The 22,909-nt window shown below is 61.7% G+C and carries 21 protein-coding genes and 1 pseudogene; 7 read left to right on the plus strand and 15 right to left on the minus strand.

Translation table 11 applies throughout. The features are described 5' to 3' along the window. The 10 genes from NF876_RS35680 to NF876_RS35725 form a co-directional block, all read right to left on the minus strand. Positions 1-424: winged helix-turn-helix domain-containing protein (locus NF876_RS35680; protein WP_262272810.1), on the minus strand; the 424-nt coding region annotated here is incomplete at its 3' end. 574 nt (positions 425-998) lie between these two features. Next, the gene (locus NF876_RS35685; RefSeq protein ID WP_262272811.1) at positions 999-1,946 is read right to left on the minus strand and encodes a ribokinase; all 948 of its coding nucleotides are present in this window, start codon (positions 1,944-1,946) and stop codon (positions 999-1,001) included. A 33-nt stretch (positions 1,947-1,979) separates the two neighbouring features. Continuing rightward, positions 1,980-2,426 carry a ribose 5-phosphate isomerase B gene (gene rpiB, locus NF876_RS35690; RefSeq protein ID WP_262272812.1) on the minus strand — a complete coding sequence of 149 codons (447 nt, stop codon included), beginning with the start codon at positions 2,424-2,426 and terminating at the stop codon, positions 1,980-1,982. Positions 2,427-2,491: 65 nt separating this feature from the next. Further along, entirely contained in the window at positions 2,492-3,283 is a 792-nt protein-coding gene (locus NF876_RS35695; protein WP_373371507.1) for a transporter substrate-binding domain-containing protein, read from the minus strand. 31 nt (positions 3,284-3,314) lie between these two features. Further along, positions 3,315-4,070 (minus strand): amino acid ABC transporter ATP-binding protein, encoded by a 756-nt coding sequence (locus NF876_RS35700; RefSeq protein ID WP_262272814.1) that lies wholly within the window; start codon positions 4,068-4,070, stop codon positions 3,315-3,317. Position 4,071: 1 nt separating this feature from the next. Continuing rightward, complete coding sequence (locus NF876_RS35705) at positions 4,072-4,740, minus strand: amino acid ABC transporter permease (RefSeq protein WP_262272815.1); 669 nt, start codon at positions 4,738-4,740, stop codon at positions 4,072-4,074. A gap of 10 nt (positions 4,741-4,750) precedes the next feature. Continuing rightward, complete coding sequence (locus NF876_RS35710; protein ID WP_262272816.1) at positions 4,751-5,434, minus strand: amino acid ABC transporter permease; 684 nt, start codon at positions 5,432-5,434, stop codon at positions 4,751-4,753. A 16-nt stretch (positions 5,435-5,450) separates the two neighbouring features. Next, the gene (locus NF876_RS35715) at positions 5,451-6,353 is read right to left on the minus strand and encodes an NAD(P)-dependent oxidoreductase (RefSeq protein WP_262272817.1); all 903 of its coding nucleotides are present in this window, start codon (positions 6,351-6,353) and stop codon (positions 5,451-5,453) included. A 26-nt stretch (positions 6,354-6,379) separates the two neighbouring features. After that, positions 6,380-7,132, minus strand: coding sequence for a FadR/GntR family transcriptional regulator (locus NF876_RS35720; RefSeq protein ID WP_262272818.1), 753 nt, complete (start codon positions 7,130-7,132; stop codon positions 6,380-6,382). 900 nt (positions 7,133-8,032) lie between these two features. Beyond that, positions 8,033-9,478: an NAD-dependent succinate-semialdehyde dehydrogenase gene (locus tag NF876_RS35725; protein WP_262272819.1), complete on the minus strand. Its 1,446-nt coding sequence runs from the start codon at positions 9,476-9,478 to the stop codon at positions 8,033-8,035. Positions 9,479-9,966: 488 nt separating this feature from the next. Here NF876_RS35725 and NF876_RS35730 point away from each other — a divergent pair, with 488 nt between their 5' ends. From NF876_RS35730 to NF876_RS35745, 4 genes are all read left to right on the plus strand, one after another. Further along, positions 9,967-10,179, plus strand: coding sequence for a ribbon-helix-helix domain-containing protein (locus NF876_RS35730; protein WP_247654099.1), 213 nt, complete (start codon positions 9,967-9,969; stop codon positions 10,177-10,179). 177 nt (positions 10,180-10,356) lie between these two features. Further along, positions 10,357-11,511 (plus strand): plasmid replication protein RepC, encoded by a 1,155-nt coding sequence (repC, locus tag NF876_RS35735; RefSeq protein ID WP_262272820.1) that lies wholly within the window; start codon positions 10,357-10,359, stop codon positions 11,509-11,511. 154 nt (positions 11,512-11,665) lie between these two features. Further along, the gene (locus tag NF876_RS35740) at positions 11,666-12,034 is read left to right on the plus strand and encodes a WGR domain-containing protein (RefSeq protein ID WP_262272821.1); all 369 of its coding nucleotides are present in this window, start codon (positions 11,666-11,668) and stop codon (positions 12,032-12,034) included. A 333-nt stretch (positions 12,035-12,367) separates the two neighbouring features. Next, a complete protein-coding gene (locus NF876_RS35745; RefSeq protein ID WP_262272822.1) occupies positions 12,368-12,697 on the plus strand; it encodes a hypothetical protein in 330 nt (109 codons plus the stop codon). 14 nt (positions 12,698-12,711) lie between these two features. Here the strand turns inward: NF876_RS35745 and NF876_RS35750 are convergent, their stop codons facing one another. Continuing rightward, positions 12,712-13,362: an SOS response-associated peptidase gene (locus tag NF876_RS35750; protein ID WP_262272823.1), complete on the minus strand. Its 651-nt coding sequence runs from the start codon at positions 13,360-13,362 to the stop codon at positions 12,712-12,714. Between the two features lie 72 nt (positions 13,363-13,434). Here NF876_RS35750 and NF876_RS35755 point away from each other — a divergent pair, with 72 nt between their 5' ends. The 3 genes from NF876_RS35755 (at position 13,435) to ligD (ending at position 16,431) form a co-directional block, all read left to right on the plus strand. Continuing rightward, a complete protein-coding gene (locus tag NF876_RS35755) occupies positions 13,435-14,055 on the plus strand; it encodes a hypothetical protein (protein ID WP_262272824.1) in 621 nt (206 codons plus the stop codon). Positions 14,056-14,238: 183 nt separating this feature from the next. Next, the gene (dinB, locus tag NF876_RS35760) at positions 14,239-15,381 is read left to right on the plus strand and encodes a DNA polymerase IV (protein ID WP_262272825.1); all 1,143 of its coding nucleotides are present in this window, start codon (positions 14,239-14,241) and stop codon (positions 15,379-15,381) included. A 45-nt stretch (positions 15,382-15,426) separates the two neighbouring features. After that, positions 15,427-16,431, plus strand: a complete 1,005-nt coding sequence (gene ligD / locus NF876_RS35765; protein WP_262272826.1) for a non-homologous end-joining DNA ligase — start codon at positions 15,427-15,429, stop codon at positions 16,429-16,431. A 243-nt stretch (positions 16,432-16,674) separates the two neighbouring features. On the opposite strand, the gene NF876_RS35770 is transcribed toward ligD, so the two are convergent. The 4 genes and pseudogenes from NF876_RS35770 to NF876_RS35785 form a co-directional block, all read right to left on the minus strand. Then, positions 16,675-17,223, minus strand: a complete 549-nt coding sequence (locus tag NF876_RS35770; protein WP_262272827.1) for a hypothetical protein — start codon at positions 17,221-17,223, stop codon at positions 16,675-16,677. Positions 17,224-17,276: 53 nt separating this feature from the next. Further along, a pseudogene (locus NF876_RS35775) lies at positions 17,277-20,517 on the minus strand (error-prone DNA polymerase). Further along, entirely contained in the window at positions 20,514-22,013 is a 1,500-nt protein-coding gene (locus NF876_RS35780; protein WP_262272828.1) for a Y-family DNA polymerase, read from the minus strand. Before NF876_RS35780 ends, NF876_RS35775 begins: the two are co-directional and overlap by 4 nt. Further along, positions 21,946-22,680: an ImuA family protein gene (locus tag NF876_RS35785; RefSeq protein WP_262272829.1), complete on the minus strand. Its 735-nt coding sequence runs from the start codon at positions 22,678-22,680 to the stop codon at positions 21,946-21,948. The genes NF876_RS35780 and NF876_RS35785 overlap by 68 nt, the downstream gene beginning before the upstream one ends. Between the last annotated feature and the right edge of the window lie 229 nt (positions 22,681-22,909).

A 22,909-nucleotide genomic window follows, 5' to 3' on the forward strand; every position in this document is an offset into this window, starting at 1 on the left:
TAGCCCGTGTGGCCGGACGCTGCACGGTGAAACCATGGGCCTTGAGCGGCCGCTCCAGATAGCGTGGGTGATAGTGCACTCCGAACTCGCGCTCGATCAGGACGGCAATGCGCTTGAGGGTCCAGCGTTCGGTGGCAAAGCCCGCCGCCACCGCGCCCCGATCCAGGAGCCGGCTCAGCCGAGACCAGGCTTTCTCATCGAGCCGCGGTGGGCGTCCTGTGATGGGTTGGGCTCCTAGGCCGCGCCGGCCCTGCTGAGCCAGCGTGCCAGCCCAGCGTGAGACGCTGGCCGGGCTCACGCCAAGGTGTCGGGCGATCTCGGCCTGGGAGAGCCGTCCCTGCCGCAGCAGCGTCGCGGCCGCCAGACGGCGCTCCTCCATCTGTTCCGGCGTTAGATGCGCCGGGCGCCAAACGTTGTCACCCATCGCGCACCTCCTCACGAGGATCGACACTGCCCTATATTACACCTCTTTCGTGAACGTCATTAGGCTCAAGGCAACAAACGACCGAAGAGAGGCGCCTCAGGGGCAGAAGTAGCCCCGTGCGCTGTCCGAAATGCATCGCGCTCCGTTGGGGAGGGTGATCCCGCCTCCTCCGTAGGGCGGAATGTAGGCCCCAGTGGAGATCGTGAACCCACCATTAGCGTCGGCAGGCACAGTCGAGCCGTCCGGCAGGGTGAACCTGCCATCCCGGTAGGTGATATGCCGGGTATATCCTGGCGGAAGGGCCGTCGAACCGGGGGGCGGGAGCACGGGAGGTGCTACCTGTGTCGACCCGAGGTTGGCTGGCGGAACCGGCTGGGACGGCAGCTCGCTTGACGAGACACAGCCTGACAGGACAAGGCCCATCAGCCAGATTGTCGGCACTCGCACCCAATTCCTCCGCTCGGTCAGCGTTGGCCCGCGCGCCAAAGATAGCGGAGTGGATCACGATCTGAAGCAGAGAATCGATCTTCTCTCTGTGACGTTGATGACTTTTGCCGGTCCACCTACCTTGCCATCACCTTGGCGATTGAGGTCCTGTCGACCGAGCCAAGCGGATCATCATCCGAGTTGCTCTCGCATTGGCATGCCCCTGCGCGCCGTGGGCAAGGCAAGCCAGGGATGCCGCGCGAACCGCCCGTTGGAGAGCGTGCGTGAAGGGCATGGCCTCATCCAAGCCATTGGCCAATACACCGACGAAGGTGTCACCGGCTCCAGTCGTGTCGACTGGCCGGATCGGCTCCGCTTCGGCACGCTCGCTTTGCCCATCAGGATGAAATGCAAACGCTCCCTGGGCACCCGCAGTGACGACGCAAAGGCATCCGCTTCCCGACAGATGGGATCCAGCCTTCCTGAAACCGTCGGTCTCGCAGCCAAGGAGTGTTGCCGCTGCCAAAGCCTCGTGCTCGTTGACCACGAATATGTCAGTCGCGCCGAGGAGATCCGAGAGATCCCTCGCCGCAAAAGCCGGCGGAGGCGGTGCAAAGTTCCAGATGACGCATCCGCCGGCTGCGCGCACATGCCGGGCGACAGTGAGGGATGCGGGGAAGGGGACCTCCATCTGGAAGACCGCAACCGCCGCGGCATCCACTTGGAAACCCTGGGCCGCCGCTTCCGTGATCGAGGCATTTGCCCCGCTGCCGACCGTAATTGCATTCTCGCCGCGCTCGTCGACGGTGATGAAGGCGCAGCCGGTCGGCTCCGCAACGCTGGCAACCCGATCGACAACGACGCCGTTGCGAGCAAGGTTGTCGCGCGCCGATCGACCGAAGGAATCATCTCCGACGCAGGCCGCGATCGCCACCCGACGCGGCAGCGAGACCCGGGCGGCGGCGACCGCCTGGTTTGCGCCCTTTCCACCGAACAGCGTCTCATAGGCCGGCGAGAGGACGGTTTCGCCCGGGCGCGGAATGGAGGCCACGCGAGCGACAAGATCGATGTTGATCGAACCGAAGACAAGGATCATGTCACGCGCGCCCGCCGTTAGAGCCAGTCGGTATCAACCTTCGGCATCCATGGCGTGGAGCATTTCCACGCGGCGACGGCAGTCCTCGTCAGTGGAGAATTCAGCCTTCAAGTAGGACTCAACGAGATCCTGTGCGAGCCAGGAGCCGACGATCTTGGCGCCGATGCACATCACGTTGACGTCGTCGTGCTCGACCGACTGATGCGCCGAGTGGATGTCGTGGCAGACGGCAGCGCGAATGCCCTTGACCTTGTTGGCCGCGATCGACGCACCGACGCCGGTGCCGCAGACCATGATGCCGCGCTCGGCCTCGCCGGACTTGACCTTCTCGGTCAGCGCGCGGGCAATGTCCGGAAAATCAACGGGCTTATCATCGAACGATCCAACATCGATGACCTCATGGCCGAGCGAGTGCACATGCTCGACCACCGCATTCTTGAGGGGCCATCCGGCATGATCCGACCCGATTACGACGCGCATTGGGTAACCTTTCCTTCATGGTTGCAGGCAGGGTGGCGCTGAGCGCCACCCGATGTTCCCCTGGCTCAGCTCCGCATCTCCTGCGGGAGCTCGCTGCCATGGAATTTCTTGTAGATCTCGTTCAATTTGCCGTTCTTGAGATTGGTCGAGATCCACTCGTTGAGCTTCTCGACCAGTCGCGGCTCGCCCTTGCGCACACCGATGGCAAGGTCGAAGGTGCGAATGAGCACCTTGGGCTCGAACGTCCGGGCAGGGTTCTTGACGCCAATCTGGTTCACGATCGTTGCGGACGTCGCAACGCAATCGGCCTGCCCCGAGACGGCAGCTGTCACCATCGTGGCATCATCATCGAAGCGGGCCAGTGTGAGGTTGCGATCCTTCATGTTCGTCAGTTCGGTATCCTGCGTCGTACCACGGGAGACGGCAATGGTCTTGCCTTTTAGATCCTCCCAGCTCTTCGCCTCGACCGATTTCAGGCACCCAACGACGGACTGCAACGCCGCATAGGCCTTTGTGAAGTCGATCACCTTGGCGCGCTCCGGCGTAACCGAAAGAGTCGAGATGATGATGTCGGCTTTGTTGGTCTGGATGTTCGGAATCCGGGTCGCGCCGGTGGTCTGGACGAATTCGAGCTCGAGCCCGAGGTCCTTTGCGAGAAGCTGGGCGGTTTCCACGTCCGATCCCGTCGGCTTGAGATTGGCGTCCATCATGCCGGACGGCGGGATCGCTAGGTCGGTCGCAATGCGGATCTTCTTCGCCTTCATGATGTCGTCCAGAAGGTCGGCATGCGCCGCGGTGGTGCCAAGCGCCACCATGCAGCTCATTGCGATTGCAGCAGCGGAAAGCGAGCGTTTCATCATCTGTATTTCCCTGGTTATTGATTGTGGTTCAAAGCCCTGTGCCAACGAACTGGGCAAGTTCCGGAGTGGCGGGCGATGTCAGGATCGCGGCGGGCCCGGTCTCGTGGACCTTGCCGCGATGCATGAACACCACCCGGTCGGCGATACCCTTGGCAAATCCCATCTCGTGCGTAACCATCACCATGGTCATGCCGTCCGCAGCAAGCGCCTCAATGACCTTCAGGACCTCGCCGGTCAGTTCCGGGTCGAGGGCCGAGGTCACTTCGTCGAACAGCATCACCTTCGGCTGCATGGCAAGCGAGCGGGCAATTGCCGCACGCTGCTGCTGGCCGCCGGAGAGCTGTTCGGGATATTGGCGGAGCTTGTCCTCCAGACCGACCTGGGCGAGAACCTGTCGGGCCTGCTCCTTCGCCTGGGATTTCGAGATTCCCTTCACGGAGCAGGGGGCAAGCGTGATGTTCTCCTCGATCGTCAGATGAGGGAACAGGTTGTAGCTCTGGAAGACGATGCCCACATCCTGGCGCAGGGCCCGCAGATCGAGCTTCGGATCGCTGACGCGATGGCCGCACACAATGATCTGACCGCTGTCGATCGTCTCGAAGCGATCGATGCAGCGCAGGGCGGTGCTCTTGCCGGAACCGCTGCGGCCGATGAGGACGAGGACCTCGCCGCGATTGACCTCGAAGCTCACCCCGTTGAGCACCTTGAGCGCGCCGAAGCTCTTGTGCACGTCCGAAAGGCCTACGACCGGCGGCGCGGTATCCGTTCTGGTGATGTTGTGCATGTCAGGCAGTCTCGAGTTCGATGCGAGCCGGGCCGCCTCGCGCTTCCAGTCGGTGACTGAAGCGCGAGAGCGGATAGCACAGGGCGAAGTAGATGACGGCGATGATGGTGTAGATGAGGAAGGGCTCGAACAGGGAGTTGTTGATGATCTGGCCCGACCGCGCGAGCTCCACGAAGCCGACCACCGAGGCCAGCGAGGTGTTCTTGATGATCTGCACCATGAAGCCCACGGTGGGCGGTGTGGCGATCCGGACGGCCTGCGGCAGGATGACCTTCATCATGCGCTGGGATCGGCTGAGAGCGAGTCCTTCCGCGGCCTCCCATTGCGGCTTCGGAACGGACTCGAAGCAGCCGCGCCAGATCTCGCCGAGATAGGCGCTGACGAAGATCGTGAGCGATGCACCGGCGGCGGCCAGCGGGGAGACGGTCACGCCGAGCGCGGGCAGTCCAAAATATGTCAGGAACATGATGACGAGCAGCGGCGTGCCTTGGATGAGCTGGACATACCCGGCGCTCAGGAGCCGCACGATCCGGCTCGGCGAGATGCGGCAGAGGGCGACGATGAAGCCGGCGATGCCGCCGCCGAGAAGACCGATGAGCGACAGGCCGATGGTCCACAGCGCGCCGTATCCAAGGAACATTAGGTGATTGGCATTGAGGGAACCGCCCATCCTATCCTCCTCACAAAGGGGTGCCGAGGCGTCGGCGACGCGGGAAGATCACGAGACCGAGAAGCCAGAACCCGGCCCGCATGACCAGCGACAGGACGACGTAGACGATCGCGACTAGGATATAGGTCTCGAAGGCGCGATAGGTGTCGGACTGGATGTAGTTCGCCACGGCCGTCAACTCTTCGGCCGAGATCTGCGACGTCACCGACGAGGCGAGCATCAGCAGCACGAACTGGCTTGTCAGGGACGGATAGACCCTCTCTATGGCCGGCCACATCACCACGTGCCAGTAGATCTGCGCCTGGGACAGCGCCAGCCCCTCGGCGGCCTCGATCTGTCCACGGGGAATGGCGTCGAAGCCCGCGCGTATGATCTCAGTCGTGTAGGCCCCGACATTGATGGTCAGCGCGGCTGCCGCAACCGTGAATGCGGAGAGCTTCAATCCGAGGCTGGCGAGTCCGAAATAGACGAGGAAGATCTGGACCAGCAGCGGGGTGTTGCGGATCGCCTCGACATAGATGCCGCAGAGGCGCGAGACGACCGGGTGGCGGCTACGCCGCCCGATGGCCCCGAGCACGCCGATGACCGTGCCGAGCGCCGTCGCGATGAAGGCGAGCTGAAGGGTGAGCAGTGCCCCGTCCAGGAAGGCCGGCCATCGCTCGAGGATTGCGGCGAAATCGAGGTTGAGGTTCATCGCAGGTGACCCCGAGCTAGGTTGCAGCCTGGTTCGTCATCCGGTCGTAGACGCGGAAGAGAGCCTGGTTGCCGTTCGTGCCTTCACCATGGGCGCGCGCCTCGACATACTGGCTGGTCACCAGCGCCGTGCCCGGCAGCGGAACTGACAGCGAGAGTGCCTGCTCCTGCACGAGGCGCAGATCCTTGAGCATCAGGTCGATGCGGAAACCGGCGGATGCATCCCTGGCGATCATTGCCGGCCCGAGCTTGTCGAGCATCCACGATGCGGCCGAACCGCCCAGGAGCACATTACGGAGTTGGTCGAGGTCCACGCCGGAGGCGCGGCCGAGTGCAAGCGCTTCGCAGATGGCCTGGAGGTTGATGCCGCAGACGAGCTGGTTGCAGAGTTTGACTGTCTGTCCGGCCCCGGCCTCGCCCACATGAGTGATCGTCGTGCCCATAGCCCGGAAATACGGCTCCGCGCGCAGGAAGGCGTCTCGGTCGCCTCCGACCATGATCGAAAGTGAGGCATTCTTGGCGCCGACCGGGCCACCGGACACGGGCGCATCGAGGAATTCCACGCCGGCGGCCTTGAGATCGGCATGCATGTGCCGGACGGCGACGGGGGAGATCGTGCTCATGTCGACGAGGAGACGGCCGCGTGGTGGCGACGCCAACAGGCCGCCTTCGCCATAGATGATCTCCTCGACCTGCGGCGTGTCGGGGAGCATGGAGATGACGATGTCTGCCTCGCGGGCCGCCTCGGCCGGGCTCTCAGCGCCGGTGGCACCTTGGGTAACAAGGTCGTCGATGGCCTCCTTGCGCACGTCATAGGCACAGACTGCAAATCCGGCCTTGAGCAGGTTGAGCGCCATCTCGCGTCCCATCGTCCCCAGGCCGACAAAGCCGACCGTCGCGTTCTGTTCGTTCCGTCGCATCGTGTCTTCCTGTTCTCGGTCAAGTATTATGAGGCGTTCCTGGCGTCGGAATCGCCGATCGCGGCGCGTCTGCGGAAATCGTCGCCGATCGCGAAATGCTCTCGCAGGACCTTTTCCGCATGCTCCGGATCTCGGCCGACGATGGCGTCAAAGATCCGGCGATGATCCTCGATCAGGTAGGTTTTCATGGTGTCGAAAGTCTGAAGAAGCTCCCGGCGACTGCGATGGGAGCGCATCAGGATGCCGGACAGCGAGTTGTGCAGCACGATCAACGTCTCGGACTTGCCCGCGTTGACGACGGCGCGGTGAAAGTCGAAATCAGCCGCGCTGCCGCCATCGGGATCGTCGATCGTCTCGACGATGCGCGCGAGCGTCTGCTGCAACTTCTCGAAATCGGACACGGTCGCCCGCTCCGCAGCAAGCCGCACGGCTTGGCATTCGATCGCGATGCGTGCCTGCATCACGTCGTCGACGACTTCAGACTGCTGCGCGAACGCAAAGGTGAAAAAGTCATTCAGAACGGACGGGTCCGGGCGGCGAACAATGGTTCCGACCCGGTCGCGGATTTCCACAACGCCGAGAACGGTCAGGGCGCGCAGCGCCTCGCGCAGGATCGGTCGGCTCACACCGAGCTGCGCAGCGAGATCGCGTTCAGGGATGAGCCGGTCACCCGGGCGCAAAGAGCCCGCAAGCAGACGCTCGCGCAAGAAGGCGAAAACCTTCTCGAACCCTTTGCCGCCACTCTCCCTAAGCCGCGTGATTTCCAGATCAGCGGTCATTCGTTTTACCTTGGTCAGACCAGAATACATACCACGGATTTCCAGTCAAGCGCGCTTTAGCTGCACAGGATTCGCTGATGTCCGAATGCGCATAAGAGGAGGGGATACGAAGGTTGGTACGTTCGGCGCGTCTCAGGCTGGATCCAGGATGAGATAACGGGTCACGCCCTCGCTGGGAGAGAAGCGGCAGCCGAAACAACGTAGGCTCATCCCTTAGCATCACAGATCCCAGCTTTAGGGACGATCCGGATGCTCTGGCCAGGACCCGAGCCCTAATCGATGGCATCAAGCGAGACTTACGCGAGCGCGGTCCGGTGTGGTGGACCGACGGCGCGCCTGACTACAATCGGCAGCTGGTCCGAGACATGCCATACGCTGAGTGGTTTTTCCCCCTCGGCACGAACCTACGGGCCGGACGCTAGCGAGAACCCCGGAAGCGCTGTTGTTAGTTCCATACTGTTTGTTCAACGAATTTTGTATGTAGGCGCAGAGTTAAAATGTCCCACCGGAGCAAACTAGGAATGTCACACTCCCCTGAACGGTCGTGCATGGGAGTGTGGCATGGGCTGGGTGGAGATGAGCGAACGGGAGCTTCGCCGCGCTGAGGTGCTGGCATCGGTGTGGCAGGCCGCCTGGCAATGACCGCAGCCGACGGCCTCATAAGCTTCATCGGTAGAGCACGCATCAGCGCAAATTGATATGAACATCGCTTGGCGTGAGCGGCGCCACGTCGCGTAGCAACTGGCGCTCTCCTATGACAGCAAGCGGATTGTTCTGAACGAAGCGTCTCTGACTGCCGGATTGGCCAGTAAGTACGTTGAAACCTAGGTCAGATACTCAGACCTTTGGCTATCGCATCTTGCAAGGCGGAAAACCGGATTCACTTTTCCACACGATGCGCTAGCTGTCGACCAGCACGGTCTTGATGTCGGTGAACTCGCGGATGCCGAAATAGGAGCATTCGCGCCCATAGCCAGACTGCTTCACCCCACCGAATGGGATCCGTGGGTCGGAGCGCACATTGGCGTTCACAAAGCTCATTCCAGCCTCCAGTTCCTCAGACGCAATCCGCTCACCCCGTTCCAGGTTCTCGGTCAGAACGCCCGAGCCTAAGCCGAAGGGCGACGCATTGGCGATGCGGATCGCCTCCGCCTCATCGGCCGCTTCAATGATCGCCGCCACCGGCCCGAACACCTCCTCGTCATAGGCCGGCATGCCGGGGCGTACATCGGTCAGCACCGTCGCCGGATACCACGCGCCCGGGCGATCTGGGACCTCACCCCCCAGCAGCAGGTGCGCGCCCTTATCGATGCTCTTTCTCACCTGATCGTGGATCTCGTCACGAGCCTTTACGCTCTGGAGCGGCCCGAGCTTCGTCGCCTCGTCGCGAGGATCACCCATTGCATAGGACGTCATAACTTCGACGAAGGCACGTTCGAAGGCCTCGCGCACACTGCTTTGCACAATGAAGCGCTTGCCGGCGATGCAGCTTTGCCCACCATTGACCATACGGGCCGCGGCACAGACGCGTGCAGCCTTCGCTATATCGGCATCGTCGAGCACAAGATAGGCGTCAGAGCCGCCGAGTTCGAGCACGCTCTTCTTGAGCACCGCGCCGGCAGCCCCCGCCACCTGCCGGCCGGCCGCGACGCTGCCGGTGAGCGTCACGGCGGCAATCGCTTGCGCCTCAATGATGGCGCGTACGTCCTGGCTTGGAATGAGCAGGGTCCGGAAGAGATGCTGAGGAAAGCCTGCCTCGCGGAACACGCTCTCGATGGCAAGAGCACAGCCTGGCACGTTGCTCGCATGTTTAAGCACCGCCGCATTGCCGGCCATGAGCGCGGGTGCGGCGAAGCGGAACACTTGCCAGAACGGGAAATTCCACGGCATGACCGCAAGCACCACGCCGATCGGATTATACGTCACGAAGGTTTTGGGCCCGCCGAGATCCACCGGCTCACGGGCGAGGTAGCGCTCGGCATGCTCGGCGAAGTGGTCGCAGTTGAATGCGCATTTCTCGATCTCGGCCAAGCCCTCCTTCCGGGTCTTGCCCATCTCGACCGTCATGGTCTCGGCGAATTCAGCCTGCCGGCGCCGCAGCACCGCCGCGGCTGCCCTCATGAGCCCGGCCCGATGGGAGAAGGACGTGCGCCGCCAGTCCTCGAAGGCTTGTCGAGCTTCCTGCGCGATCCCTAGGGCCTCATCCCGCGTGTGTCCCTCATAAGCTCGTCCGCTTCGCCCCGTGGCCGGATCGGTTGTCTCGAAGCGCGGCCTCTCGTTCGGGGCATTAGCCGGCTCGCGGCTCTGGGACTGGTCACGCTCAGGCGCGCGGGTCTGCTCATTCATGACAGGGACCTCCTCAATGCGATCCAGCCTATCGTGCGGACCCGAAGGACTGCGTCAGCGGACCGTTGATCCGGTTTTCCGCACCAGCGCTGCGCACTTCAAGAACTTGAGCATCGGATGCATCCTGAAAGTGCAAGCCGACCTTCGGGGCCGTACTCCAGAATCTAATTCAATATCGAGGAAGCAGGATGGTTCCGTTAACAGTTCTTAATCACATGCAGCCGCCCGTTATCGAATCGTAATTCCGGCGGCGAATTGAGTTTTGGGCCGAATACTGGGGTTTCTCGAATCAAGTGTGTAACTTCGAATCACCAGGAACTAAGCATTTACATGCGAATTGACTCGGCCATTTTGGCTAAATGATTCTAGCTAAAGAAGTTTCCCACCGCTGAATCGATCTATTGTGAATGGATTCTTGACGCGCGACTCCACAGCCAACTCAGAATCGGGCATTCCTCGTTACGTCACGAGTGACATAGGTGGATGTCATGCCTGATCAGAAAGGTATCCAGCGCGTACAGCGCTTTCGCCAATCCCGCCGCGAGCGGGGGGACCGGGAGACGAACGTCTGGATACCGAAGCTCATCAGCGATGAGATCGACGACTTAGTCGAGCGCGGACGCTTCAAAACTCGCCAGGAAGCCATCACCCATGCCCTTGAGACCACCTTTGTTCGGAAGGAGCCAAACACGGTGACGTAACCCAGGCAAAGCAAAAGGCCCACGAAGCTGGAAACTTCGAGGGCCTTTGGAAACCCACCGAGGGGTGGGCATATGGAATGCGTTTGGCGACCATTCTTATGCCATCCCGACAAGCTGAGTGTCAAGAGCATCGGTTTCGGTGAACGCTCCTGCTTTGCCCTCAACATGGAGGGTGCGATGCAGCTTGCATCGTCAGGAGGCCGGCGGCTGAGACATGCCGCTCTGGCCGCAAGGAAGCTTGCGCTCGAAGCCGAGCGCACGGTAACGCGAAAAGAACTCTCGGCCGCCGCCCGGGACGCGGGCAAGGCGCTCGACCTCAGGCCAGCCCAGCGGGCAGTCCTGTCCGAGCTCGTCGCCTGCTGGGGCGAGCAGGAGTGGGACCGGCTGCTGGTCTGGCCGTCCAACGACTACCTCATGAGCCGCACCGGCCTGACCGAGCGGGCGATCCGGCGCATCCTGCGCCAGCTGATCGACCTGCAGCTGATCGCTCCCAAGGACTCACCCAACGGCAAGCGCTATGCGGTCAAGGACTTGGCCGGGCAGGTGGTCGATGCCTTCGGGTTCGACCTGACCCCGATTTATGCCCGCCGCGGTGATTGGACCGTGATGCTCATGGAGCAGAAGCAGCTGCGCGAGGTGCAGAAGCGGGCGTTCGACGAGGTCACCATCTGCCGGCGGGCTGCGGAAGAAGCCTTGGCGGCCCTGGCGGAGCATTTCCCCGAGTTCGACCGCAGCGCGTTCGAAGGGGAGCTGAAGGCCCTGCAGGCCCGTACGCCAGCGCGGTCCAAGGTGACGCTGCCGCCTGATCTGCTGGACGCCTGGCAGCTGTTGAGGACGCGGGTTGAGGAGGCCTTCTATGAAGCGGGCAATGCCGGACTCGGAGTCCGTCACTCTGATAACAACAACGGATCTCCTAGTGAGCCTTGTAACAAGGGCTTTCCGAAGAAAGCTGAGGCGGTTCTTCCAATCGAACAACCGTCAGAGCACCTATCACCGGAATTGATCCTTGAGGCCTGCCCGACCTTAAGCGACTACGGCCAGCCGGTGCGGGATCTGGCCGACATCGTCTCGGCCGGCCGCTACCTGCGGGCTTCCCTCGGGGCGCATGAGAGCGCCTGGGCCGAGGCCGTGGAGGAGATCGGCACGGTCAGGGCGGCCATTGCCGTGATCTACACCCTGCAGCTCTATGAGGACGACGTGGCCAAAAACGGCGGAGAGAGCCGGATCAAGAACCCGGGCGGCTACTTCCGCGCGCTCGCCCGCATGGTCAAAACCGGCAAGATCGACCTCGCCGTTGAGCTCCTCGCCATGAGGAGGCGCAGAATGGCCTAGGGAGGGAAGCGTGCGCGGCGCGAGGACGAGGGCCCAGCTTGCCCGGGGTCAGGGAACGGCAACAGCAGGGTGCATCACCGATGTGAATCGTTGGTGTGCAAAGGATTCAGGACTTTGATTGGACCGCGTCAGGGGGCCCGCGCGACACTGACGCATGGCTCACGGTACGATCCCCTACCTCGTCCTTCACCGGTGCGACCCAAGCTGCAATGTGGCTCGCTACTATGTCCTGTCGATCGAGCCCAGCCTGTTTGGGGATGCTGCCTCGATCCGGGATTGGGGCCGCCTTGGCCGACCCGGCCAGCGCAGGGTCGAGCTCTACGAAAACCGGTCAGTGCCATGGAAGTCCTTGAGACTTGGCTCCAGCGGAAGCGCCGACGTGGCTATCTGGTCCAAGGCGGGTAGGGCAGGGGTACAGGAGAGCCTGGATTGGCCTCAGCGTAGGATCTTGAGCAGTTCTTCGACAGCTTCAGCCTCTTTGAGGCTGCCTCTCTCGTATTGGCGCAGCACATCCCTGATCTGAGCGCGCTTCGAACGCGAGCTGCCAACCTGCTCATCATGGGCGGCTGCGTGCCTTTGGATCACAGGCGGCAATTCAGGCTTGCGGAAGTAGGTCTGAGCTTTTTACAGCAGTCTCATGTTCAGCATTCGTCGTAGATGACCCTGATGATCGATATGGGAGCTCTTGAGGCCGATCGGTCGCCTTCTATCCTTAGCAACCGGCAGGATCGGGAAAGACAGACTTTGGTAGAAGGATTATGAGCGGGAAAGCCGTACTTCGGTCACCGGCTCGGTGTGAGCAGAGCTCCGACAGTGCTCGTAGCCAACAGGGGGGCCGCTGGGAGGATGACAACGGATGGACGAGAGTTTCTCACCGACCATTTTTCTTTATGGCATGGCCCTCGTGCTCGCTGTGGGAAAGGCGTTCACGCTGACGATCTGGCGGACCCTTCCGAAGCCCAGACCAGGGCTAAGGCAAGAGATGCTGCAGGCCTGGGAGAACCGCAGGCTCTGGAATCAGGCTGTAGCGAGCCCTGTCCGGCATCCTCGACTCGAAGAGACGGCGGACGAGCCCTCGAAACATGCCGAGGCGGCAAAGGGGGAGCCACACGCCATAGTGCCAGCTTCAGAACAGGATTCAGCAACCCAATCAGGGTCCAATCCAACTCCTGAAAAGGAGCTCTAGAGACTCCAGCCGCGTCAAGCTCCCTCGGGTTGATCAGACCTTGCGCCTTCGGCCACGATCTCGAGCATGTCGTCGTGCAACGGCCGTTGCAGCTTGAGTGCGACTTCCGTCGACGCGGTGAGCCAGGTTTCGTACTCCTCCGGGGTGGTGAGGATCACGGGCATCGCCTTCGGGTGGATCGGTCCGACGACGCCGTTCGGCTCCGAGGTCAGGAATGAGTAAAGCAGGTGCTCGCCCTCGGCCGGCTCAGCCTTCGTGCCGCGCACTCCTGTCCAGGGCCGCCAAATCCCCGCGAAGGCCGCTAGCGGCCGCTCCTTGGAGAGCGCAAACCACACAGGGATCTTGCGCGGCTTGGTGTCCTTGTACTCGCTGAAACTCGTCAGAGGGACGAGGCAGCGGTACCGGGGTTTCAGCCAGGCGCGCCAGAAGGGCGATCCCACGTTGCGCACGTTGGTGACGGGTTGGGTGCCCACCTTCGGCGGTGGTGGGAAGCCCCAGCGCATCTGGATCAACTCGCGCTCGCCGTTGAGCGTCCGCACCACAGGAGCCACCTGGTCGGGGAAGATAGCGGGCAGGGGAGGAACGTTGCCGGCGCTGTCGCGAGCGATCTCAAAGGCCCGGCGCATCGCCTCTTGGGTGGTGTGGACAGAGTACAAGTTACACACGGGCCAAACCCTCCGGCAGCATGGTCCCCCTAGACCATTCTCAAATCGTTCATAGGCTGGCATAGCCGAGGGATGATCGACAAGCCAACCACAGCAACTTCCCAGGTTATGAAAGACCAGATGCAACCAGAACCTGGATTGCCCAGCGACCGCATGCCAGAGGCTGAAGTGGCTCTGAGACTGGCGGAGTTCATCCTGTCGTTATCCGGCTCCGGAGCGATGGCCGGCATTGCGATCGACGGAGCAGGCACCAGGGTGGGCGACGCTCTTGTCTTTGACGTCAGCCGCTACATGGCTGCTACCGGGTGGGTACCAGTTAAAGAGGCGCAGGTCATCCGGAGTGCCTGGACCGGCGCTTACCGGCGCGACGACAAGACGATCCGGGTGCATGCGCGTCCCGGCGAGAGCCACGTGATCGCTCAGATCAATGGCCATCACATCGTCGCGGTATGTACAAAAGGACCGCTGACCCGTAAGCCCGGAGGTCCCGAGCATCGCTTGCTGACGACAGCTCTCGGACAGGCATTGCTGTTGGATGTCGCCGCTGACAACATCGTGATCGCCGCCGTGCCGGATACACCTGTCTTCCGCCAACTTGTAGAGACTTGGCGGAGCCGGCCGCTCGTCAGACGGGCTCGTATCGAGCTTGCTCTGGTCCACCGTAATGGCACCGTATCAGGCTTGAACCTCTAGCGGTAATGTCGGAACCCAACCTTGCCTGGGAGCGGGAACTCCGGTCCTGAGTCGAGGATAACTGACGGTTGTCAGGGTTGCTGTGGATTGCCACAGCCGGTGGGATCGATTGTTCTCTGTTTGTGCTAGCCTTTGGCGGACAGCATACCATCGAAGCGTGACAGTGGGAGACCGTGGCGGCCGATGTTGGACGAGGTTTTCCACATTGCGATTGGCGATGGAAAGGGCCCGACTGAATCAGCAGCTCGATTCGGTGCGGAGCCGCGCCGGATCGTCCATGTGGATCTCGACGCCTTCTACGCCAGTGTCGAGCAGCGAGATAATTCGGGGCTGCGCGGCAAGCCGGTCGCCGTCGGCGGCTCCCGTGAACGGGGAGTGGTGGCAGCCGCCAGTTATGAGGCCCGGCACTTCGGGGTGCATTCAGCCATGCCTTCGGTCACAGCCCGCCGGAAATGTCCCGAACTGGTCTTTGTGAAGCCACGGTTCGACGTCTATCGCGAGGTGTCGCAGCAAATCCGAGAGATCTTTTACGAGTACACGCCGCTGGTCGAGCCGTTGTCGCTCGACGAAGCCTATCTCGATGTGACCGAGAACCTCAAGGGTATTCCGTACGCCACCCAAGTTGCCCGGGAGGTCCGGGCCAGGATCTGGGACGAAACCCGTCTGACAGCCTCGGCCGGGATCAGCTTTCAGAAGTTCCTGGCCAAAATGGCGTCGGATCAGAACAAGCCGAATGGTCAGTTCGTCATCACCCCAGAAGCAGCGCCGGCATTCCTTGAGGCCCTGCCCATTGCAAAATTCCATGGCATTGGCCCGGCTACGGCCAGGAAAATGAGCGGGCTCGGCATCTTCACTGGGGCTGATCTCAAAGCGCAGAGCCTCGAGTTCCTGCAGGAGCGCTTTGGTAAGTCTGGTACTCATTACTACTGGATTGTCAGGGCCGTCGACAATCGGCCAGTCCAGCCAGACAGGATCCGCAAGTCGGTTGGTGCCGAGAACACCTTCGGGACGGACCTGACAAGCCTCGAGGAGATGAAGACCAGCCTCCGGCCAATCATCGAGAAGGTCTGGAGATATTGCGAACAGACGGGTGTCCGCGGCCGGACGGTGACCCTCAAAGTGAAATTCTCAGATTTCCAGCAAATCACCCGCAGCCGCACCCTGACGGGCTATGCTGAAAATCAGGGATGGCTTGAGCAAGCCACCTTCGACCTGCTGCAGGCCTTGTTTCCGCTTGATAAGAGCGTCCGGCTGCTCGGTGTATCCCTGTCAGCGCTGAACACGGACCAGGAGTCGGACAGTCCTCAGCTGACGCTGGCCTTGTAGGTGGGTACTGCCTGGAGGGCGGGAACCTGCTCATGAGCGGGTAGTTTGTTCTCCACTATGGCTAAGGCACAAACAAAACTCACCCGGGAGGTAGGACGCCGGCAAGCACAACTCCCCGACCAAATCCCGGTCGAACTCGCTGTGCTCGTAAAGCAGGCTCCTGAAAGTGATGACTGGCTCCATGAAGTCAAGTGGGATGGCTACCGCATGCTGGCCCGGATCGAAGACGACCGAGCTCGGCTGGTCACGCGAAGCGATCAGGATTGGACGGCGCGCTTTCCCGAACTCGCCAAAGCTTTTGCATCCGTCGGGCGGCCTGGGACAGTTCTCGATGGTGAGATCGTCAGGCTGAAACAGGATGGGATCAGCTCGTTTGCTGCACTCCAACAGGCACTATCGACTGAGGAAACTGCGGATCTGGTCTATTACGCCTTCGACGTGTTGTTTCTCGACGGAGTTGATCTTCGCCAATCGCCCCTTGAGCAACGAAAGCTCGTGCTTGCCGAGGTGATCGCCAACGCTCCGGCCACAATTCGGTTGAGTGAATATCGGGTTGGAGGTGGAAAGGAATTCTACGCTCGGGCTTGCACGCTAAAGCTTGAAGGAATCATCTCGAAGCGGGGGAAGTCGCTTTATTCCGGCACGCGAAGTGACGATTGGTTGAAGGTAAAATGCCTCAACACTGAGGAATTCGTCATTATCGGCTATACCGAGCCGCAGCGATCGCGGGTTGGGTTCGGGGCTCTCCTCGTTGGCTACTACACAGCGACCGGTGATCTGAAATATGCAGGCAAAGTTGGGACAGGATATTCGCGCGACTTCCTTGAGGCGTTTCAGTCTCGGCTGAAGCGGATCGAGCAGCAGAAGCCGACAGCAGCCCTACCGAAGGGGACTTACATGCGAGCCCCTGTGCACTGGGTGAAGCCGCGATACCTGGCTCAGGTCGAATTCACGGAGTGGACGCGGGACCACATTCTGCGCCACCCGGCTTTTCTAGGTCTGAGAGAAGATAAAGATCCGCGCGAGGTGGTGATCGACCGTCCAGTTTGAACGAACTGAGGAGTGGATCCCATGACGACAGCGGCCATCAGAAGGAGTCAGCCGGGTTTCCTTAAGTTGCTTCCTTGGTCCTGATCATCTCTTACACGCAATCTTGTAGGACAAGCCAGAGCCGGTCCTCGCCACTGAATCCTGCGCCGTTCTACCAAAGAGGAGGCCGAGCTCCTGGATATGTACGCCGATATGGAACTCCTTCCTCTTGGGTTCACAACGAGTGCTTATGGAGTAAAGCGCCTAGTCACTGCCCCCGTCTGAGCTATAGTAATCCGCAAGATGTGTGTTGATGTCATCCCGTTCTGGACGTCGGCCGCGGTGATGTGCCTTTGACTTCTTCCGATGGGTTTTCTGATCGCTTCTGATCACCGTCACGATGCTCCGATCCTTCACGCGAAACTGGATACCGTTGACAGTAATCGTCGACGCACCGTGCTCAATGCCCTTTGCGACGCCATCGGTCAGGATTTGCCGCCTCACAGCATCGACATCGATTTTGAACACCCTTTCGACATATCGCAGCAAGGCATGGTCGGTGATACGGACGTCCTCCGTTGGACGGGACCGTCGCTCGACCTCAGTGAGGAGGGAGCGACGCGTCGCCTCCATCTGTGCGACCTCACCTTGCAAGGCCGTCATCTCTCGTTGATGGTCCGAGATCCGACCGTGGATCGTCTCAATCTTGGATTTCAGGTTCTCGATTTCGCCGACAAGGTCGGACGTAGATCGACTTGTTCCTGCTCCCATCTCGTGCTCCATGTAGAAGGCCTTCGTTGCAATATCCTCCAAGCCTGCGATCGTACCGTTCACACCCCGAAGGAAGAGAGCCGTGAAACAGATTCTCAGTGGAAATTCCGAGCGGTAAATCTGATCTGGGCTGCTGATGTCGGGTTGGTTTGCGCCGCCGGGAGTTCCTCATTGCGGCCCCGCGCGCTCTGCCTGAGGGTGTCACGGGTTCCGAGCTTTGCTTCGTCTCCTCGACCGTGCTCCGCCTGGAAAGGTTCATCCCGGGCGCCGACGGAACGCAGCAGGTGCGATAGATCGACGATGTGCTCGGCGACAATATGGATCACTTCGCCCTCCTTCTGGAGGCGTCCACGACACCCGATCATTCCTGAGGACAGGATCAGCCGGCGCTGTTTCTCGAACAGCGAAGGCCAGATGACGAGGTTTGCCACGTCGGTCTCATCCTCAATCGTCATGAACATCACTCCCTTCGCGGACCCCGGCTTCTGCCGCACCAGAACCATCCCGGCGACTGTCAGCCGGCGGCCATCCCGCATCATCCGGATTGCCGAGCAGCGATGAATGCGCTGGCGCCGTAATTCCTCCCTGAGGAAGGAAAGCGGGTTTCGATCGGTAGTCCTCCACGACCTCCCGGCCCTCGGTCATGGGCGTGAGCTCGACATGGGGTTCATGGCCTTCGGGCTGGATCTGGCTGTCCCGCTCATCGGCTGCGGCAAAGAGGGGGAGGGGTTCATCCGAAAGGCCTCTGATCGTCCAGAGAGCATCGCGTCGGCTGACCCCGATCGATCCGTAGGCATCCGCGTCCGCCAATCGCTCGAGAGCCGCGACAGAAATCCCAGCCCGACGCCAGAGATCCTCAATGGAGGTGAAAGGATGGTCTGCCTGGACCAACGGGATCATGGCGGCCTCCGAGTTCTTTAATCCCGCGACCAGCCGTAATCCGAGGCGAACCGCGAACCGCTTCGGGTTCCGCGTCGGCTCCAGTGTGGAGTCCCAACGGGAGTGATTGATATCCACCGGCCGGATTTCGACACCGTGGTTTCGGGCGTCCCGAACCAGCTGCGCAGGGGCATAAAAGCCCATCGGCTGGGCGTTGAGGATGGCGCAGCAGAACACATCCGGATGGTGGCATTTCATCCAGGAAGAGGCATAGGCGATCTTGGCGAATGAGGCCGCATGACTCTCCGGAAAACCATACGACCCGAAGCCCTCAAGCTGCTTGAAGGTGCGTTCGGCAAACTTCGGGTCGTAGCCGCGGGCTGTCATCCCGTTCACGAGCTTGTCCCGGAACTTTGTGACGCCCGCCGTCAGCTTGAACGTTGCCATCGCCCGCCTGAGCTGGTCCGCTTCGGACGGCGTGAACCCCGCACATTCGATCGCCACCCGCATGGCCTGCTCCTGAAACAGCGGCACGCCGAGTGTCTTCTCCAGAACCCTCCGGAGCTCGGGTCGGGGATAGTCCGGCTGCTCGTGACCTTCCCGTCGTCGGAGATAGGGGTGCACCATGTCGCCCTGGATCGGCCCCGGTCGGACGATCGCCACCTGGATCACGATGTCATAGAATTTAGCCGGCTTAATCCGCGGCAGCATCGCCATCTGGGCACGGCTTTCGATCTGGAAAACACCGACCGTGTCGGCCTTCTGGATCATGCGGTAGGTCGGGCCATCATCCATCGGGATCGTGGCGATCTCCCGCTCCTCGCCCTTGTGCTCCCGCAGAAGGTCGAAGGCCCGGCGCATGCAGCCGAGCATGCCGAGGCCCAGCACATCCATCTTCATGAATTTGAGGGAGTCGATATCGTTCTTATCCCACTCGATCACCTGCCGGTTCTCCATCGCCGCCGGCTCGATCGGCACCAGATCGTCGAGATGATCCTGAGTCAGCACAAAGCCGCCCGGATGCTGGGAGAGATGCCTGGGTGCTCCAATCAGCTCGGAGGCCAATTCGAGCGTCATCCGCAGCCGCGGATCCTTGAGATTGAGGTTGAGCTCCTGAGCTTCCTTTTCTGTCACGCCATCGTTGCCCCAGCCCCAGACGAGACCGGACAACCCTGCGGTCACGTCCTCCGGCAGGCCCATGATCTTGCCGACTTCCCGCACGGCGCCGCGGGCGCGATAGGTAATCACCACGCCGGTCAGAGCCGCGCGATGCCGGCCATAGGTGTCATAGATCCACTGGATCACCTCTTCCCGGCGCTCGTGCTCGAAATCGACGTCGATGTCCGGCGGCTCGCGCCGCTCCTCGGACACGAAGCGTTCGAACAGGAGATCATGCTCGATCGGGTTGATCGAGGTAATGCCCAACACGTAGCAAACGGCGGAGTTGGCGGCCGAGCCGCGTCCCTGACACAGAATGCCTCGCGTCCGGGCAAACTGGACGATCATATTGACCGTCAGGAAGTATGGCGCGTAGTCCAACTTCTCGATCAGATGAAGCTCGTGCCGAATTGTTCCGGCTACCGTGTCAGGGATACCCTCCGGGTAGCGCCGGTTCGCTCCTTCCCAGGTCAGGCGCTCTAGCTTCTCCTGAGCGGTTTCACCGGGATCGGTCTCGGTCGGGTACTGGTAGCGCAACTCATCGAGGGAGAATGTGCAGCGATCGAGGATGTCCTGGATCCGGTGGAAGGCTCCAGGATGCCGCTCGAACAGGCGCCGCATCTCCTCAGGATCCTTCAGATGCCGATCTGAATTGCGCTCCAGCCGGTAGCCCGCAGTGTCGATCGTGCAGCTCTCCCGGATGCAGGTGACCACATCCTGCAGCCGGCGCCGATCCGGATGGTGATAAAGGATGTCACCCAGTGCAACCGTTGGGACACGGGCGATCCGAGCGGCTTCCTCGACCTCATGGAGACGCAGGTGGTCGTTCTGAGCGAACCGGCGAATCAGGGCCATATAGGCGCGATTGCCGAAGGTGGATTTGAGGCGCGACAGGTTGGCTTTGAGTGTGCCGTTGGTCTCATCTCCGAGGAGGATCGCAAGGAGACCCTCATTCCAGGCAACCACGTCCTCCCATGTCAGAAAGCATTTTCCCTTTCCGCCGCGGCTCTTCCCGATGCTGAGCAGCCGGCACAACCGGGAATAGGATGGGCGATCCATCGGGTAGACCAGGAGCGACGTGCCGTCGGTCAGATCCAGGCGGCATCCGACCACCAGGCGCACGCCGGTCTCCTTCGCAGCCTCGTATGCCCGGACGATGCCGGCGAGAGAATTCCGGTCGGTGATGCCGAGCGCCGAAATCCCGAGCAGCTTTGCCTGCTCGAACAGCTCAGTTGGACTGGATGCGCCGCGCAGAAACGAGAAATGGGTTGTGACCTGCAGGTCGGCATAGACGGTCATGCAAAGAACCCATGCATCCACCAGCGGCCGCCCTCAGTCATCGGCGCATCGCGGAAGATCCAGAAGCGAGAGCCCTCGATCGTCTCAAGCCGGTAGTAATCCCGGATCCTCTTCGGCTCAGCGCCGAGCCACCACTCGGAGGTGATCCGTTCCGGCCCGTCAGCCTTCGCGACCTTGTAGCGAACGCGGCGCCAGATGAACGACACCGGCGGGTGATCCGGCAGCAAGGCCGTTGTCATGATCGATTCCGGCGGATCGAGGAGGCGGGTAGGGCGCTCCAGGTTCTCCGGCCAGGTGGATCCCGCCGGAGGTGCAAGAGGGGAAACCCTCCTTGTCATGCGCTCGGGGACAAGTGACTGGACCGGAGCGAGCCGATAGACGCGGTCCTCCCCAATGCGGGCGGTCAGCCGGTCAACGAGCTGGCTCAGATCGACGGCCTCGTCCTCAGCCTCGATCTCTCTTGCAACCGTCTGCTTTTCAAAGAGGGGCTCGGTACGATTGGCGATGAGGACGATCTCCTCGATGCCAAAGCCCGGATCGACCGTCTCGAGCTTCTCGTCGAACAGCTTTGCCAAGTGGACGTGGTCCCGGCTGGCCTTGGCTGTCCCGACCCGAAGTGACGCGCCTTTCTGATCCACCCGGCGGAAGATCAGGTCTAGCCGCCGGACACCCTCGCCGCGTTGCTCCAACGCTTGGCACAACTCCTCCGAGAGCCGTCGCACCACAAGCTGCAAGTCTTCCAACCGGCCGATCGGCTCTGCGAAGGCGCGGGATGCAATCACTGCCTCGCCCGGGATAATTGGGGTGATCGGCTCGAAGGCATGCCCTAGCGCCTGGTCCAGGCGCAGGCTTGCCTCGCGTCCGAAGCGGCGCACCATTGGCGCTCTCGGCAAGGCAGCGAGCTGGCCAACACGCTCGACACCCAGGCGGTGCATGGCGCTCACGGTCTCATGCGAGAGCCGGAGAGCCTGCACGGGCAGGGTGGAAACCGCGTCCACAGCCCGGCCGGGCGGAATAATCCCGCCCTTGCCGAACCGCGCAACAGCCCATGCCGCCCCCGGTACATCGGCGATCGCAGCCTGGGCGTGAATGCCATTGTTCTCGACACGATCGATCAGCTTCTTGAGCAGCGCCTCTTCACCACCGAAGAGATGCTCCACTCCCGCGATGTCGATCCAGAGGCCATCCGGGAAATCGGGCGCGACGACGGGCGAAAAGCGGATGGCCCATTCGGCGAGTTGACGCAGCGAAGCGTGCTCGCCCTCGGGATCGGCGTCGATGATGTGCAGATCGGGAACCATAGCCTGGGCTTTGGCGACGGCCATCCCCTCGATCAACCCGACCTTCTGGGCAGCGGGACACGCGGAGGCGATCAGCCGACGCGAGCCCTGCTTGATCACCGTCACAAGCGGCTTCTCGCGCGGGGGATTACCGAACTTGCGCCTGATCCTGTCGGTCGGCCAGGTTGGCAGGAAGAGCGAGACGACCCTGCGCATCGCAGGCCTCCAGAATCCAGGAACGGGGATCCGCACCCCGACAGCGCACGAGTTCGACCTGCCAGCGGCCGCGTTTGAGGCCGCCAGCAGGAACAACCTCTGACGGGATCGGCGACACGCGCCATCGCGTCGAGGCAGCGGTGGGAAGCTTGGTCAGGTCCTTCTGGGCGACCGTCCACCAACGCCGGATGACCAGGGCGGGAACGCCTGAAGCCTCCGCGGCCACTTGCAGTCGACGGGAGGCGGTAAGGCCGAGCCGGGAGACTTCACCGACGACGGCGCCCAAGCCCTTCTGATGGAGGCCTTCTTCGATGAGAGGCAGAACGTCGGCATCACGATTGGTCTCGGCGTAGATGACACGATCCGGATGAAGTCCAACCTTCATCAGGCCAGGTGCGAACAGATCGCGCCGGGTCAGGCACCAGAGCACCGGCCCCTTGAGGCGAGCAGCAATCCCGGCTGCGAAGAACGTGGCGGTTCCAGCAAACTCCGAAGCGGGCCCTTCCTCGATCACCTCGTGCAGAGATCCGAGAGCAAGCCCCTTGCCGGGCAGATGCCGATCGAGCGTAGGGACGCCAAAGGGCAGGGACTTGCGTGCGCCATGAGCTCCGCCGAGCCTCTCGATCTGGCGCCGTAAGTCGTCGATGACTTCGCGCCGGGTGACCATGGGTCAAGCTCACCTCCCTCCTGCGACAATATGGAACAAAACAGGAACATAGACCAACGCTGGGAGTCAACGCGCGGTTCAAGCGCGAGCCTGTGGATATCGGGGAGGAGGCGGAGGTGGGAGAGGGGCGCGCGCCAAACCTACCGACGGAGCGCGTTAAGCCCACCGTACTATGTATCAATTCTTATGTTCCGGCAGCTAGGCACTGGGGCAATTTAGCCCGGATGAC

Source organism: Microvirga yunnanensis, assembly GCF_025460875.1.